This window comes from Myxococcales bacterium (assembly GCA_016717005.1).
GTDB lineage: Bacteria > Myxococcota_A > Polyangia > Haliangiales > Haliangiaceae > UBA2376.
In genome coordinates, this window is record JADJUF010000039.1 from 1,231,062 (window position 1) to 1,246,841 (window position 15,780).

11 protein-coding genes are annotated in these 15,780 nt (G+C 75.2%); 6 read left to right on the plus strand and 5 right to left on the minus strand.

Annotated elements, in window-relative coordinates:
* Window positions 1–19: 19 nt before the first annotated feature.
* Together IPL61_36215 and IPL61_36220 are read right to left on the minus strand one after the other, a co-directional pair.
* Window positions 20–1,300 carry a beta-lactamase family protein gene (locus IPL61_36215; protein ID MBK9036638.1) on the minus strand — a complete coding sequence of 427 codons (1,281 nt, stop codon included), beginning with the start codon at window positions 1,298–1,300 and terminating at the stop codon, window positions 20–22.
* 53 nt (window positions 1,301–1,353) lie between these two features.
* Complete coding sequence (locus tag IPL61_36220) at window positions 1,354–2,547, minus strand: MFS transporter (GenBank protein MBK9036639.1); 1,194 nt, start codon at window positions 2,545–2,547, stop codon at window positions 1,354–1,356.
* 81 nt (window positions 2,548–2,628) lie between these two features.
* Here IPL61_36220 and IPL61_36225 point away from each other — a divergent pair, with 81 nt between their 5' ends.
* Window positions 2,629–3,729 carry a hypothetical protein gene (locus IPL61_36225; GenBank protein ID MBK9036640.1) on the plus strand — a complete coding sequence of 367 codons (1,101 nt, stop codon included), beginning with the start codon at window positions 2,629–2,631 and terminating at the stop codon, window positions 3,727–3,729.
* Entirely contained in the window at window positions 3,726–4,643 is a 918-nt protein-coding gene (locus IPL61_36230; protein ID MBK9036641.1) for an SPFH domain-containing protein, read from the plus strand. The genes IPL61_36225 and IPL61_36230 overlap by 4 nt, the downstream gene beginning before the upstream one ends.
* 351 nt (window positions 4,644–4,994) lie before the next feature.
* On the opposite strand, the gene IPL61_36235 is transcribed toward IPL61_36230, so the two are convergent.
* On the minus strand, window positions 4,995–6,197 hold the full coding sequence (locus IPL61_36235) for a hypothetical protein (protein MBK9036642.1): 1,203 nt from the start codon (window positions 6,195–6,197) through the stop codon (window positions 4,995–4,997).
* Between the two features lie 61 nt (window positions 6,198–6,258).
* Here IPL61_36235 and IPL61_36240 point away from each other — a divergent pair, with 61 nt between their 5' ends.
* Entirely contained in the window at window positions 6,259–8,511 is a 2,253-nt protein-coding gene (locus IPL61_36240) for a GH92 family glycosyl hydrolase (GenBank protein MBK9036643.1), read from the plus strand.
* Window positions 8,512–8,753: 242 nt separating this feature from the next.
* Window positions 8,754–9,263 (plus strand): hypothetical protein, encoded by a 510-nt coding sequence (locus tag IPL61_36245; GenBank protein MBK9036644.1) that lies wholly within the window; start codon window positions 8,754–8,756, stop codon window positions 9,261–9,263.
* A 51-nt stretch (window positions 9,264–9,314) separates the two neighbouring features.
* Here the strand turns inward: IPL61_36245 and IPL61_36250 are convergent, their stop codons facing one another.
* Window positions 9,315–9,815 (minus strand): AgmX/PglI C-terminal domain-containing protein, encoded by a 501-nt coding sequence (locus tag IPL61_36250; protein ID MBK9036645.1) that lies wholly within the window; start codon window positions 9,813–9,815, stop codon window positions 9,315–9,317.
* 69 nt (window positions 9,816–9,884) lie between these two features.
* On the opposite strand from IPL61_36250, the gene IPL61_36255 reads away from it, so the two are divergent.
* Complete coding sequence (locus IPL61_36255; protein MBK9036646.1) at window positions 9,885–11,660, plus strand: sigma 54-interacting transcriptional regulator; 1,776 nt, start codon at window positions 9,885–9,887, stop codon at window positions 11,658–11,660.
* A 22-nt stretch (window positions 11,661–11,682) separates the two neighbouring features.
* Here IPL61_36255 and IPL61_36260 read toward each other — a convergent pair whose 3' ends face one another.
* Entirely contained in the window at window positions 11,683–14,412 is a 2,730-nt protein-coding gene (locus IPL61_36260; GenBank protein ID MBK9036647.1) for a protein kinase, read from the minus strand.
* 253 nt (window positions 14,413–14,665) lie between these two features.
* On the opposite strand from IPL61_36260, the gene IPL61_36265 reads away from it, so the two are divergent.
* Window positions 14,666–15,661 (plus strand): DUF3829 domain-containing protein, encoded by a 996-nt coding sequence (locus IPL61_36265; protein ID MBK9036648.1) that lies wholly within the window; start codon window positions 14,666–14,668, stop codon window positions 15,659–15,661.
* Window positions 15,662–15,780 lie beyond the last annotated feature (119 nt).

Genomic DNA, 15,780 nt, shown 5'->3' on the forward strand with positions numbered 1-15,780 from the left:
CGCGCCCTGGCGAATCGGGTCAGGCGCCCTTGATCGTGCGCCGCCCGTCGCGCGGCATCCGCCGGGCGATCGTCGTCAGCAGCCACCACAGCGACGCCAGCCCCGGCGACAGCGCCGGCTTCCCGGTGGTGAGCAGCGCCGCGGCCAGGTCGCGCTCGGGGTCGGCCCACACGAACACGTTGGTGAAGCCGAGGTGGCCGAACGCCTTGGGCGTGCCGAGGCCGAACGGGCTGGTGACGTTCGAGCCGAGCAGGAACCCGGCGCCGTAGCGGATCGGCGCGCCCAGCGTGAGATCGAGCTCGAGGTAGCTCTGCTCGGCGACCGCGCGCGCGATCGTGCGCGGCGCGAACACGCGGGTGCCGTCGAGCTCGCCGCCGTCGAGCAAGAGCTGCATGAACCGCGCGGCGTCGCCGGCGCTGGTGCAGATGTTCCCGGCCGGGATCACGGCGTGCAGGAACCGCGGGTCGTTGGAGATCCGCACCGCGTCGGCGAACCCGACCGACAGCGCCCGCTTGATGAACCCGGCCAGCGGCGGCACCACCGGCGGCCCCGTGAACGCGTTCTCGGCGACGTCGCGCAGCCGGTCCGGCGCCACCCCGAAGCCGAAGCTGCTGAGCCCGAGCGGCCGCGCGATCTCGTCTTGCAGGAACTGCTGCACGTCGCGGCCGGTGACGCGCTCGATCACCGCGCCCAGGATGAAGCCGCCGGTCAGCGCGTGGTAGCCGAGGCGCCGCCCGGGCCGCCACACCGGCGACTGCTCGCACAGGAGCGCCAGGATCTCGGCCGGCCGCCCCAGCAGGTTGGGATCGGCGAGCTGCGACGGGATGCGCGGGATGCCGGCGCGGTGGGTCAGCACGTGGCGCAGCGTGATCCGGTGCTTGCCCTTCTTGCCGAACTCGGGGACGTAATGCGCGACCGGATCGTCGAGGTGGACCAGGTGGCGCTCCTCGAGGAGGTGCACCAGCATCGCGGTCACCATCTTCGACGCCGAGAACATGCAGTAGAGCCCGTCGGTGCGGGCGGCGACCTTGCGCACGTCGGCGGCGTCGTGGGGGCCGTTGCCGCGGGCGTGGCCGATCGCGCGATCGATCAGCACGTGGCCGCGCCGCCGGACGCACAGCGCCAGCGCCGGGTACAGGCCGGACTCGTAGGCGCCGACCGCGGCGCGCCAGATCGCGTCGACGTCGCCGGCGGTGACCCCGGCCGCCGCAGGATCGCCCTCCGCGCCGATCGCGGTCACCTCGGCCGCCGGGAACGGGCGGACCAGCGTCTCGAGACCGCGGCGCAACAGTGCCGGCATCGGTCCATGGTCGACGGTGCCGGCCGGCGACGCAACTCCCGGACCGCGGTGCTTCAGCGCACGCCGCGCGCGGCGCGACCGCGGGCGGTCGCCAGCAGCCCGATGGCCGCGAGCACGCCGAGCACCGCGCACATCGCCCACGGCCCCCGCGGCCCGAACGCCGCGACGGTGACCTGCCCGGTCACCGGCGCCAGCATCGCGGCCACGCCCGACGACAGCCCGAACACGCCCTGGTAGCGGCCCCGGGCCTCGGGCGGCGCCAGGGTCGCGACCACGCTGCCGAAGAACGGCGACTGCATGATCTCGCCCGAGGTCCAGACCGCGACCGCGACCGCGTGCAGCGGCACGGTCGTGGCGAGGCCGTGGCCGCCCATGCCGACGCCGCACAGCACCGCCGCCACCGCCAGCACCGGCGCGCTGGCGCGGCCGCCGAGCCACGCCGTCACCCACGGCTGCACGACGATGATCAGGACGCCGTTGACCGCGATGATCGCGCCGTAGGTCGAGGTCGCGTAGCCGGCGTGCTCGAGGTGGAGCGACAGCGTCACCGTCGACTGGTGGAAGACCAGCGTCGTCGCGAGGATCAGCCCGACGAAGATCATGAACACCCGATCGGTCAGGACCGTCGCCAGCGACACCCGCGGCGCCGTCGGCGCGACCACCACGGCCGGCCGGGTCTCGGGCACCCACGCCAGGACGATCACGCCGTAGAGCGCCATCGTCACGGCGTCGCCGATGAACAGCGCCCGGTACGACCAGCCGGCCATGGCGCCGGCGGCGAGCGGCGCGATCGTGAAGCCGAGGTTGATCGCCCAGTACAGGACGCCGAAGGCGCGCGGGCGGTCGGCCGCCGGCACCACGTCGCTGACGAACGCCATCACCGCGGGGCGGTACAGATCGCCGACCAGCCCCAGCGCCGCCGCGGCCGCGCCGATCGCGGTCGGATCGCGGGCCTCGGCCAGCGCCAGCAGCATCACCGCGCCCGCGAACAGCGACAGCGCCATCGTCGCGCGCCGGCCGATGCGGTCGGCCAGGACCCCGCCGATCAGCGCCGCCCCCATCATGCCGACGCCGTGGCAGGTCGCGATCGCGACCGCCTGGCCGCGCGTGAGGCCGCGCTCGGCGGTCAGGTAGTAGCCGAGCATCGGCAGCACGAAGCCGCCGGCGCGGTTGACCAGCGTCCCCAGCCACACCACCCAGAACGCGTCCGGCAGGCTGCGACGGATCGCGGCGAGGCGGGCGCGCACCGGGCGCAGCCTACCCCGCGCCGGCCGAGATCCGCTATCCTGCCGCCGGGGAAGGCCGGTCCACGGCCCGAAAGGCTACTCATGTCCAGCTCTGACAATCCGCGCGCGCGCGCCCAGGCAGCGATGCGCTCGCTGGGCGGCAACCGCGCGCGCCTGTGGCTCGTCGCGGCCGCGCTCGTGCTGCTCGTCATCGGGATGCGCTCGTGCGTCACCGTCGAGCCCGGCCACGTCGCGGTCCGGGTCAACAACCTGACCGGCGCGGTCGAGACCATCACCCAGCCCGGGCTGATCCTGCGCCTGCCGTTCGGCATCCACACGGTCTACACGATCGAGGCCGCGCCCCAGACCTTCCACATGAAGGGCACCAAGTACATCGACCCGCTCAACGTCGACGAGCTGACCGTGCGCGCGTCCGACGGCTCGAACTTCGTGTTCAACGACACGACGATCCTGTTCCGGGTCATCCCGACCCAGGGCGCCCGGGTCATCGCCGACGCCGGCGAGGGCAACCGCTACCGGATGTGGATGCTGCCCTACGCGCGCTCGATCCTGCGCGACGAGTTCGGCAAGGAGTCGACGATCAGCGTGTCCAACCCGACCACGTTCGGCCAGGCCACCGAGCGGGCCCGCAGCCGGATCAACCAGCTGCTGGTCCACCACGGCCTCGAGGTGACCAGCATCGTCACGCCGCGGCCGCGGTTCTCGAACGAGTACGAGGAGCTGATCGAGTCCCGCAACCAGACCGAGAACGAGCTGTCGGTGATCGACTCGAACCTGCAGCGGGCCGAGACCGAGCGCAGCCGGCGCCTGGCCGAGGTCGATCGCGATCAGAACAAGATCATCCAGGAGAAGCGCGCCGAGCTCGAGGCCGCGCTGGCCACCGCGGTCGCGGCCCAGACCGAGACCCACCGCGCGGTCGACACCACCAAGATCGACAAGGTCGCCGGCGGCGAGGCGACGCTGTCGGCGTCGCGGCAGCGCGCGATCGAGCTCAAGGGCCAGCTCGAGGCGCAGTACGCCTCGAAGAAGGCCGAGATCGACGCGTTCCGGGTCCAGCCGGTCGAGCGCGTGATGGAGCGCCTCGGCGAGCGGCTCGAGGGCGTCGTCATCGACATCCAGCCGTGGTCCAACGACAGCGCGCCGTCGCGGCTCCAGGTCGAGCGGCTCGGAGGTGCCCAGTGAAGTCGCTCATCCTCGTCGCCAAGGTCATCGTCATCGGCGCGCTCGCGCTGTGGATCGTGCCGTGGATCTTCTTCACCAAGGTCGAGCCCGGCCAGATCGGCGTGCGCCGCAGCGCCGCCAGCGGCGTCGACGCCGACGACCTCGGGCCTGGCTGGCGCGTGCGCATCCCCGGCCTGCACAAGCTCACCTATCTGCCCTCGACCTACTTCTTCCTCGACTACACCGGGGACACGGCCGGGCCCCAGGAGCCGCTGGCGATCCGCACCAAGGACAACAACAACGTCACGCTCGACGTCTCGGTGCCGGTCCGGATCAAGCCCGGGCGCGCGAACGAGGTGGTCAAGGCCGGCAACCACAGCAAGGACCCCGACGGGCGGTTCCGCTACATGCGCCTGGCCGAGCAGACCGCGGTCAGCGTGCTGCGCGAGGAGCTGGCCAACCTCGACTCGGTCGGGTTCTACAAGACCGAGCGCCGGCTCGAGATCTCCGACAAGGCCTTGACCATGCTCAACGACGCGCTCGGGCCGCTCAACCTCGAGGCCCAGGCGGTGCTGATCCGCGCGGTCCGGTTCCGGCCCGAGTACGAGCAGCAGCTGCAGCGATCCAGCTCAACGAGCAGAACAAGCTGCTCGACCGCGCCCGCGAGAAGCTGGCGGCCGAGCAGCAGAAGCTCGACAACTACAACCAGGGCACCGCGGCGCTGGCCAGCGCCCGCGAGCAGGACTGGAAGAAGCGCCAGGCTGAGCTCGAGCGCGCTTACCAGATCGGCGGCCTCGACATCGCCGACCCGGTGCCCGGCAAGGCCCGGGCCGCGCTGGCGGCGCTCACCCCCGAGGCGCGCGAGGAGACCCGCGCCCGGATCGCGACGGCGCTCGGGCTGGGCGATCCGGCGCTCGTCACCGACGCCTACCTGATCGGCACCAAGAACCTCCAGGCCGAGACCCTCGAGTACAAGCGGCGGGTCACCGCCGAGGGCGAGGCCGTGGCCGGGCGCCTCGAGGCCGAGGGCGACGCGATGCTGGCCAAGGTCCAGGGCGAGTACGAGGCCAAGCTCAACGCGCTCCTGGGCTCGCCAGCCGGGCGCGCCTACGTGGCGTGGCGCGCGGCCGCGAAGATCACCTTCGCCAAGCAGCTGACCTTCAGCTCGCAGGACGGCATCCCGTCGGTGCTGCGCCTGCGGCGGTTCGCCGAGCAGTTCATGGGCCAGTAGCCCGGCCGCCGGTCAGGCGGCGTGATCGTGGGCGGCGTGATCGTGGGCGGCGTGATCACGCGTCGTGATCGTGGGCGGCGTGATCGCGGGCGGCGTGATCGTGGGCGGCGTGATCGCGGGCGGCGTGACCGTGGGCGGCGTGACCGTGGGCGGCGTGATCGTGGGCGGCGTGATCGTGGGCGCGCGCCGGGCCGTGATCGTGGGCGTGGCTGGTGCCGAGCCAGGTCAGCAGGCCGACCCGCGCGATCTGCGCCAGCGCCACCGCCGCCAGCAGGATCGCCGCGACCAGCGCGATCGGCCGCGGCACGACCGTCGCCGCGTCGATCAGCGCCGCCCCGACCGAGCCGATCCCGTCGACGTTGGTCAGCCCGGTCGCGGCGTACGCGGCCACGACCAGGCCCAGCGCGGTCAGCGGACCGGTGACGGTGCTGATCATCGCCCGCGGCGAGCGGCGGTAGGCCGGCGCGGTGATCACCGCCAGCGCCCCGCCCGCGACGATCCACGGCGACGCGCCGACGACGATCGTCGCCAGGTTCTCGCGCAGGGCGTGGGTGAGCGGGCCGTGCTCGTGACCGCCGGTGAGGAACGGCAGCGCCGCGCCCATCGCGACGCCGACGGCCTCGAGGGGACGGGTCGCCGCCGGGACCTCGCGGTCGCCGCTGTCGTGCACCAGCACGTGCAGCAGCAGGCCGCTGACCGCGGCGTTGAGCCAGGGCTCGGCCGACGGCAGCACCGAGCCGTCGAGCCGGGTCAGGAGGATGCCCACGATCGTCGCGGCCAGGAGCCCGACCGCGCGCACGATCGCGCTCCTGCGCCCGCCCAGCTCGGCGAACGTCAGGGTCAGCATCGCGATCAGCGGCACGGTGTGCGCGCCGACGCCGATCAGCAGATCCCAGTGGCGGACCCCGCCGGCCGCGCCGCCGGTGGCCGCGCCCAGGGCCAGGCCGTCGGACAGCTGGTGCACCAGCACCGCGACGTAGCCGAGCTCGGCGGCCATCCGTCGGTGACGCGCGCCGAGCGTGGCCGTGGCGCGCCCCAGCGCGATCGGCGCGACCAGGCCGACGGCGGCCACGATCAGCACGCCCCAGCCCCCGCCGTCGATGGCCTCGGGCAGGATGTGGACGGCGATCGCCAGCGCCACCGCCATGACCGCGAACGCCCGCACCGGGGCCAGCACCCACAGCCGCGCGTCGGCGACCACCGCCGCCATCACGCCGGTCGCGACGGCCGCGATCGCGATGACGAGCGCCAGGTCCATGGGGCCGGCGACGCTACCACATCGGCCGCGCCCACCCTCGCGGCTGGGGTAGCATGCGCCCATGCGGAGCTGGCTCGCGGTCCTCGTCCTGGTGGGCGCGTGTGGCGGCGACGACGCGCCCCCGGCGCCGCTGCCCGAGGTCACCGACCCGCTGCCGCTGGTCGATCCGACGATCGGCACCGGCGGCCTCGGCTTCGGCTACGGCTCGAGCTTCGTCGGCGCCGTCGTCCCCCACGGCCTGATCAAGCTCGGCCCGGACACCAGCGGCGCGTTCGGCACGGTCGCCTTCCAGCACTTCTCGGGCTACTTCGCCGAGGACGACACGATCGAGCAGTTCACCCACCTGCACCTGCACGGCGCCGGGGCCACCGACTACGGCGTGCTGGCGGTGATGCCGACGACGGCGTTCGATCCCGCAAAGCCGCGCGCGTCCGACTACCGCGCGAAGTTCGCCAAGGCCGACGAGCACGCCAGCGCCGGCCGCTACGCGGTCACCCTCGCCAGCGGCGTCGCCGTCGAGCTCACCGCCACCGCCCGCGCCGCGCACCACGTCTACACGTTCCCCGGCGGCGGCGGCGCGCTGGTGCTCGACCTCGCGGCCGCGCTCGGCGGCGACGTCACCGACGCGGCGCTCCAGCTCGACGCCGGCGCCCAGACCGTGCGCGGGCGGTTCCACCACGCCGGCAACATGAGCGGCGGCTACGGCGGCTACGATCTCTACTTCACCGCGCGCACCCGCGCGCCGTGGGCCAGCGCCCAGGTCTGGGCCGACGGCCAGCCGCCCGGTGCCGGCACCGACGCCGCCGGCACCGGCGTCGGCGCGGCGCTGGTGTTCGCCGGCGGCCCGGTCGAGCTCCAGGTCGCGGTGTCGCTGGTCGACGCGGCCGGCGCCGACGCCAACCTCGCGGCCGAGCTGCCGGGCTGGGACGCCGCCGCCACCTACGCCGCGGCCCAGGCGGCCTGGCGGACCTTGCTCGGCGCGGTCGCGATCACCGGCGGCACGCCGGCCGAGCGCCGCACCTTCTACACGAGCCTGTACCACGCGTTCCTGATGCCGACGGTGATCGGCGACGCCGACGGCCGCTACCAGCTGCACGGCATGGCGACGCCCGCGACCGCGGTCGGCTACACGCCCATGTCCGACTTCTCGCTGTGGGACACCTACCGGACGGTCCACCCGCTCTACGCGTGGCTGGCGCCCGGCAGCGCCCGCGACTCGACCGGCTCGCTCGCGGCGTTCGCGGCGATCGGCGGCTGCCCGCGCTGGCCGATCGCGATCGGCGAGAGCGGCACGATGCTGGGCGCGAGCTGCGACGTGGTCATCGCCGACGCCGTCGCGCGCGGCGTGACCGCGCACGCCGACGCGATCTGGCCGCTCCTGCGCGGGGCGGCCCTCGACGCGACCGCGCCGCCCGAGGGCCGCGGCGGCCGCGACCGGGTCGAGCCGTACATGCAGTACGGCTACGTGCCGGCGTCGGTGGGCCGCTCGGTCAGCCACACCACCGAGTACGCCCACGACGACTTCGCGCTCGCCAACCTGGCCGAGCACATGGGCGACGCCGCCGCCGCCGCGACCTTGCGCGCCCGCAGCCACGGCTGGCGGATGCTGTTCGATCCCGCGGTCGGGTTCCTGCGCGCCCGCAACGCCGACGGCTCGTTCCCCGCCGGCACGTTCGATCCGCTGGCGATGACCGACGACTACGCCGAGGCCAACGCCTGGCACTCGCTGTGGATGGCCGGCATCCACGACCCCGACGGCCTGGCCGAGCTGTTCGGCGGGCGCGCCGGGGCGATCGCCAAGCTCGAGACCTTCTTCACCGAGGCCCGCCGCGACTGGGACATCGCCGACCCCTCGGCCGCCAACTTCCCGCGCCCGTACTACTGGCACGGCAACGAGCCCGACCTCAACGCCGCGTTCCTGTTCGCGCAGCTCGGCCGCCCCGATCTCACCCAGGAGTGGGCGCGCTGGATCATCGATCACCACTACACCGACACGCCCAGCGGGCTGGTCGGCAACGACGACGGCGGCGCCCTCGGCTCGTGGTACGTGCTGGCCGCGCTCGGCCTCTACCCCGTGGCCGGCAGCGCCGACTACGTCATCGCGACGCCGATCTTCGACCGCGCACGCATCGTCGTCGACGGCCACGCGCTGACGATCGAGGCCCCGGGCGCGTCGAGCACCTCCCGGTACGTCGCGGCGGTCGCCCTCGACGACGTCCCGCTCACGACGCCGCGCCTCACGCAGGCCGATCTGCGCCAGGCCGCGCGCCTGACGTTCACGATGTCCGACACGCCGACCACCTGGGGCCAGTAGCGCGGCGCGGCGCGCGGCCGGAGCCGGCTGCGCGCGGTCAGTCGTCGACCGGGACGTCCGCGTGCGGTGGCTCGTCGCACGACGACCGCAGTGACAGGTGGTCGCGCGGGCGTCGGCGCCGCGCCGTGGGTGCGCCGCTCACCTACCGGTACGTCGCGGCGTCACCTTCGACGACGTCTCCGACGATGAGCCACCGTCGGTTTCCGTTGACGGCCGCGCCCGCGCCGCGCGATCGTCGGAGCATGGGGTCGATCACACTGCGGAGCTGCGTCGTGATCGCGACGCTGGTGACCGCGGTCACGCGCGCCCACGCCGACCCGCCGAGCCGCGTCGAGATCGCGCCCGCCGCCAAGATCGCCAGCGCGCCCCCCGCGCCCGCGCTGCTCACGCCGATGGCCGCGGCCGGCGCCACGCCCCGCCCGCAGACGATCGGCGAGCAGTTCGACGCGCACCTCACGCGCCTCGAGACCCAGATCGCGACGCTCGAGCTCGACGCCATCGAGCTGCGGTTCGACAAGCGCGCCCGCCGCGCGCGCCTGCTGCTGCACGGCGAGTCCTCGCTGCTGTCGTTCCGCCTGTCGAGCGACATCTCCCTGCGCCGCGGCGCCGCCGCGTTCGACGCCCGCCTCGAGGTCGCGGTCGCCGGGCACCGGCTCGCGATCGCGCTGCCCGACGTCGAGCTGGCGCCGCGCAGCTACCTGGGCGAGCGCTACCTCGAGGTGCGCGTGCCGTTCGTGCGCCGCACGTTCTGAGCGTCCCGGCACCGTCGTCACGGGCCGTGGCTGAAGATCAGCGGCCGAAGATCAGTGGCTGAAGATCAGCGGGTAGCGCACGACGCCGCGGATCGTCGGCCCGAACCGCAGGCCGGCGAGCACCTCGCACACGCACGCGTCCATCGTCGCCTGGAGGCCGCGCACCTCGACGTCGCTCACCGAGCCGTCGCGCTTGATCGTGAAGCGGGTCTGGACCTTGCCTCCGGCGTCGGGCTCCCACGCCAGGAGCTTCTGGTAGCAGCCGAGGATCTGGCCGCGCCGGCCCTCGAGCACGCCGCGGGCCGGATCGGCGGGGCTGAACGCCGCGGCGCTGGTCGCCGCCGGACGCGATGACAGCGACATCGGCTCGCGCACGGGCCCGCCCCGCGGGCTCGCCGGCAGCTCCGCCGGCGCGGCGTGCGGACCGCAGCGCGTGACGCCATCGGCGGTCGAGATCGGCGCGCCGGCGACCGCGGGCGGCTGCGCCGTCGGTCGCGCGTGGCACCCGGTCATCGCGATCAACGCGGCGAGGGTCGAGGTCGTCGGCCGCATCGCGCGAGCGTACGCCCGGCGGCGCGACCTGGGACACCAATCGCCAGCGGACGCCTATACTGTCCGGGCTTGGACGAGTCGACCCACGATCGGCGCGCTGCGGAGGCCACCCGGGCGAGCCCGGTCGCGCTGGTGATCTGGCTCGCCGGCGGTCCACGGATCGAACGCCTCGGCCTCGATCCGGTGGTCATCGGTCGCGGCCCACCCGCCGATCTGGTGGTGGCCGAGGCGACGCTGTCGCGGGAGCACGCGCGCGTGCAGCCGTTCGTCGGCGGCCTGCGCATCGACGACCTCGACTCGAAGAACGGGCTGCACGTCCGCGGTCGGCGGGTCGCCTCGGCCGAGCTGTTCCCGGGCGACACCTGCGAGCTGGGCGATCTCCGGATCTCGGTCACCTCGCTGTCGCGCTCGGTCGCCGGCCCAGCGCCGACCCGCTCGGACGAGGCCGTGCTCGATCGGCTGGATCTCGAGCTGGCGGCCGCGCGCACGTTCGGTCGACCGCTCGCGATCGCGCTGGTCGCCCCCGGCCCGAGCGGCGCGGTCCGCGCGGCGCTGTCGGCGGCCGTGCGCCCGGTCGACGCGGTCGGCCCGTACGCCGACGATCTCGTGCTGGTGGTGGTCGCGCAGGGCGACGCGGCGACCGCGACCCGGCTGATCGAGGGGGCCCTCGGCGGCGATGGGCGCGCGGGGATCGCGGCGTGTCCGCCGACCGAGCCCGACGCCCAGGCGCTCCTTGCCGCCGCCCGCGGCGCGCTGGCGACCGCGGGCGCCGGGTGCGTCGAGGTCGCGGCGCCGCGCGCCTCACCGCCGCCGACCCTGGTCGCGGCCAGCGCGCAGATGCGGGCGGTGCTCGACGAGCTGCGCCGGTGGGCGCCGGCCGCGCTGCCGGCGCTCATCCTGGGCGAGACCGGGACCGGCAAGGAGCTCATCGCGCGCGAGATCCATCGGGCGAGCGGCCGCGCTGGACCGTTCCGGACGATCAACTGCGGCGCGGTGCCCGAGGCGTCGCTCGAGCGCGTCCTGTTCGGCCACGTGCCGGATGCGTCCGCCGCCGCCGCCGAGCGCGCCGGCGTCTTCGAGGAGGCCGCCCAGGGCACGGTCTTCCTCGACGAGATCGCCGAGCTGCCGCTCGCGGCCCAGGCGGCGCTGGTGCGCGTGCTCGACCGCGGCCAGGTCACCCCGGTCGGGGCGGTCGCGGAGCGCGCCGTCGACGCCCGCGTGGTCGCCGCGACCCACCGCGACCTCGAGGCGATGATCCGGGCCGGGACGTTCCGCGCCGACCTGTACTACCGGCTGAACGCGCTGTCGGTGGCCCTGCCCCCGTTGCGCGCGCGCCCCGAGGATCTGGTCGAGCTCGCCGCTCACTTCCTGCGCGACGCGTGCGCGGCGGCCGGCAAGGACGTCCTCGCGATCGACGGCGCGGTGACCCAGGCGCTCCTCGATCACGCGTGGCCGGGCAACGTCCGCGAGCTGCGCAACACGATGGCGCGCGCGGCGCTGGTCGCCGTCGGCGACAGCCTCAGCCTGGCCGATCTGCCGGAGGCGCTGCGCGCGTCGGCGCAGGTCCGCGTCGACGACCCCGACGCCGAGCTCGCGAGCGTCGCCGCCGCCGACCTGGGCGACGCCGACGCGGACGCCGACGCGGGCGCCGACGACACCGGCACGGGCGTGCTCCGCGATCGGCTGCGCGAGGTCGAGATCCGCCTGATCGTCCGCGCGCTCGATCAGGCCAAGGGCAACCAGGGCGTCGCGGCCAAGCTCCTCGGCCTGCCGAAGCGCACGCTCGTCTACAAGCTCGCGCGCTTCGGGCTCCGCCGCGTCGGCCGCTACGAGCCGACCGATTGAGCGCCCGCGGCCGCCGCGCGCGTCAGCGGAGCGCGGCGAGGGCGGCCCGGGCCGCCGCCGCGGCGGGCGAGCGGTCGCGGTCTGCGGCGGCCCAGCCCAGGCACGGACGCACGAACGCGGTCCACGACCAGTCGAGCACGCGGGGATGGATGATCTCGGCGCACGCGGCCTGGGTCCGGGCCGCGTCGCCGAGCGCGCGCCACGCGCTGGCCTCGAGGAAGCGCGCCTGCAGCAAGAAGCGCCCGTCGACCGAGAGCGCAGCGGCCCGCTCGAACGCGAAGCCGGCCGCCGCCAGCTCGCCGCGCCGCACCGCGCCGAGGCCGGTGGCGAGCTCGCGGGCCTCATCGAACGGCGACGCGCGCGCGGCCTCCAGGTAGGCGTCGTCGCCGCGCTGCGCGGCCGCGAGCACCGCGGCGACGGCGGTGCGGACGTCGGCCGCGCGGACCCGCGCGAACCCGTCGAGGATCGCGGGCTGGTGGCCGTCGTCGGGCAGCGCGAGCTCGACCGCCAGGTAGCGCAGCCAGAACACGTGGCTGGCGCCGGACGCGATCATGCGCGCCCGCGCCGTGGCGCGCAGCGGACCGACCGCGGCCGGCGGCGCGCCGGTCGCGAGCGCGACGCCGAGCTCTGCCAGCGCCAGGTCCTCGGGCCGCTGGCCCGTCGTCGGCAGCGCCGCGAGCGCCGCTCGCACGGCCACGCCATCGAAGCGGGCCGCCTGCGCCAGGACGAGCAGGTCGGCCGCGTGGTAGCTGGCCGCCGCGGCGGGGTCGGCCAGGTGGCTGGTCAGCACCGCGACCGCGGCGCGCGGATCGCGGCGCGCGATCGCCGCGCGGGCGCGCAGGAGCGTGCGGTCGGGATACTCGACCGCGTCGGCGCGCGCGACGCAGCGCGTGAGCTCGGCGTCGTCGCCGTGGGCAAAGGCCCACGCGCACACGTGGTCGAGCCCGAGCTGGAACCGCGGCGCGATCGTCACGACCCGCGCGTACTGGGCGACGGCCTCGGCGCCTCGCCCGGCGTGCCAGAGCGCCTCGAACAGGCCGTAGCGGAGATCGCGATCGTCGGGGTAGAGGGCCACCGCGCCGCGCAGGTGCTCGCTGGCCTCGGGCAGGTGTCCGCCGACGAGGAGCACCAGGCCGTCGAGGAACGCCCGCCGGGCCGGTGCGACCGGGCCGACCCCAGCGGCACGGGCGCGGGCGAGCACGCGGTCGGGGCTCCGACCGCGCCACCAGCCGATCAGCGCGGCGACGTAGTTCGCCTCGGGCCAGGCGGGGCTGGCGGCGAGCGCGCGCTCGACGGTCCGCTCGGCCTCGTCGAGCGCGTGCCGCTCGAGCGCGGCGACCGCCAGGGCGAGCTCGACCTCGCCGGGCCGGACCGCCGTGGCCACGGACGGATCGACGCCGAGCAGCTCCCGCGCGAGCCGACGCGCGGTGGTCGGGACCTCGGTCGCGCGGGCGTCGGCCTCGGCCCGGCGCAGCTCGACCGACGGCGCCGCGAGCGACCGCAGCCGCAGGACCAGGTGCGCGCCGGCGCCGCGCGCCTCCACGCTCGCGTCGAGCGCGACCCGGGCGCCCAGGGCCTGCGCCACCGCGTCCCAGGCCGCGGGGGTCGGCGCGCCGTCGATGGCCGCGCGCAGCCGGTAGTAGTCGACGATCTCCACGTCGGCCGCGCCCGTGAGGTCGAGCCCGATCAGGTACGGGACGCCGGCGGGCGCGAACGCCAGCTCGGGATCGCCGGTGCGGTCGGTGAGGGGCAAGAGCGCCACCGGCCCGGGCAGCGGCGGCCGGGACGCGCGGCGCGGCGCGTCTCGCCGCGCGGCGAACCAACCCGCAGCCAGCAGGACCGGGACCGCCGCGGCGGCCGCCAGCCACCGCCGTCGACGGCGCGGCGTCGGCGGCGCCAGCAGCGCGCGGAACGCCGCGGCGCTCTGCGGCCGCCGCGCCGGCTCGCGCTCGAGCGCACGCACGATCGCGGCCGCGAGCGCGCGGTCGTGGAGCTGGGCGCGCAGCGCGGCGGCGCGGGCGGCGGGGTCGAGCGCGCGCGCCGCCAGCTGCCCGGTCGCGCATCGGTAGAGCGTCGCGCCCAGCGAGTACAGATCGCTCCGTGCGTCGACCGCGCCGTCGAAGCACTCCGGCGCCATGTACGCGGGCGTGCCCGCGACGTCGCGCACGCCCTCGTCGACGAGGCGGGCGACGCCGAAGTCGGCGAGGCGCACGGTGCCGTCGTCGTCGACGATCACGTTGGCGGGCTTGACGTCGCAGTGCAGGACGTCAGCCCGATGGGCGGCGTCGAGGGCGTCGAGCAGCTGGACCGCGACGCCGCGGAGCTCGGCCGGGCCGAGCGGCGCGCGCTCGATCCGCGCGGCGAGGGTCTCGCCCCGGGCCAGCTCCATGACGATGCAGCCGGCGGCGACGTCGACCTCGAGCACCCGCACGATGTTCGGGTGCGCGAGGCGCGCGATGGCCCGGGCCTCGACGAGGAGCTGGCTCCGCGCGGCCGGATCGCGGCTGCGCGGGCCCGACAGCACCTTCACCGCGACCTCCCGTCGCAGCACGGTGTCGAACGCGACGATCACGGTGCCCATCGCGCCCCGACCGAGCTCGCGCCGGGCCTCGAAGCGCGCGGGCAGCGTGGGCGCGGCGGCCGGGGCGGTCGGGCCGCCGCGCGGCGGCTCGGGGCGCGGCGCGGCGCTGACGGTCTCATCCACCGGCGGCGCGTCGGCGGGGCCGCGCTCGGGCGCTCCGGGTCCCTTCACCCCCGCGAGCGTACCCCGAAGCGCGCCGGCCGCGCGGTCGGGCGCGGGTTGCGCGCCTGCGCAAGATCTTGCGTCGTCGCGCCATCGGTCGCGCCGCGGCGCACACCCGCGATCGTCGTCGAGCGATCGCCCTCCGAAAGTGATCGCATTCGACGTCACAAATATCGACGCGCGCCTCCGTCGGACCTCGCGGACGAAGTGAGCCATCGCCGCTTCGGTCCGCGAACCCACCTCCACCAAGGCGTCACCGCACATGTCCACCTACCGTCTCGTCGCCGTCACCCTCGCCCTCGCGGCGACCACGCTCGCCCTGCCCGCATGCAAGAGGGAGGGCAAGGCGACCGGCACCACCAGCGCCACCGTCCAGGAGGCGCCGCCGCTGTCGGCGGCCGACCAGGAGGCCGCCGCCGACGACGTCCTGTCCGACAAGCTCGCGCACTACATCGAGTGCATCAACACGGTCGACCCGTTCGTCAGCGAGAGCTACCAGTACTACACGAAGGATCTATCGGCCAAGGGCGAGATCAACCGAGTCCGCACGCCCAACGTCCGGAGCACCGGCGCTCGCCTCGAGCCCTGCTTCAAGGAGCTCGAAGCGGCGGCGACGGCCGAGCCCAAGCGCCCCGACCTGGAGCAGCGCGCGGTCGCCTACCGCGCGGCGCTGGAGCAGCTCGAGCCGCTGCTGCTCGAGGGCAATCGCTACTACTCGCAGGGCGACTTCAAGGACGATGACTTCGCCCACGGCAACGAGCTCCACCCGCAGATCCTGGCCGGCTTCGACGCGGTGCGGGCCGCCCGCCGGGCGCTCCGCGACGCGGTCGACGCGCAGAACGACGAGCTCATGGCGCGGAGCCTCGCGCGCCTCGAGCAACGCGAGGGCAAGTCGCTGCGCTACTACACCCGGCGGTTGATGATCGAGGGCGAGGCCACGCTCGACGTCGCGCTCGACCCCGCCGCCGAGCCCGCGGCGGTCCGCGACGCCATCGAGGCCTACAAGACGCTCTACGCCGAGCTCCTCGACCGCCACGCCAAGCACCCCGAGGAGGTCGAGCTGGGCGGCGGCCTGGTGGCCTTCATCGCCGACGCCAACGTGGTGCTCGGAGCCTTCAAGGACGTGCAGCGCAACGCGGCCGCGAAGATCGCCGGCAAGCCGCTCGACGCCGAGGACGTCCGCCGCAACCAGCTGCTCGAGGCCTACAACCGCCTCGTCGACGAGTCCAACGAGCTGGAGTGGAAGTCCGCCGAGTAGGCCGCGGCCCGCGGGCGGCCCGTCGCCGACCAACGCCGGGGGGGCGGGGAGCTGGGTGGAAGTCCGCCGAGTAGGCCGCGGCCCGAGCTCGACTCCTGGCCGACGATCGCTTCATCGGC

Excerpts from the sequence above, each read along its gene's own strand:
- IPL61_36265 (MBK9036648.1), top strand. The coding sequence starts at position 14,666 with ATGTCCACCTACCGTCTCGTCGCCGTCACCCTCGCCCTCGCGGCGACC.
- IPL61_36240 (MBK9036643.1), top strand. The coding sequence starts at position 6,259 with ATGCGGAGCTGGCTCGCGGTCCTCGTCCTGGTGGGCGCGTGTGGCGGC.
- IPL61_36245 (MBK9036644.1), top strand. The coding sequence starts at position 8,754 with ATGGGGTCGATCACACTGCGGAGCTGCGTCGTGATCGCGACGCTGGTG.
- IPL61_36235 (MBK9036642.1), bottom strand. The coding sequence starts at position 6,197 with ATGGACCTGGCGCTCGTCATCGCGATCGCGGCCGTCGCGACCGGCGTG.
- IPL61_36215 (MBK9036638.1), bottom strand. The coding sequence starts at position 1,300 with ATGCCGGCACTGTTGCGCCGCGGTCTCGAGACGCTGGTCCGCCCGTTC.
- IPL61_36250 (MBK9036645.1), bottom strand. The coding sequence starts at position 9,815 with ATGCGGCCGACGACCTCGACCCTCGCCGCGTTGATCGCGATGACCGGG.
- IPL61_36225 (MBK9036640.1), top strand. The coding sequence starts at position 2,629 with ATGTCCAGCTCTGACAATCCGCGCGCGCGCGCCCAGGCAGCGATGCGC.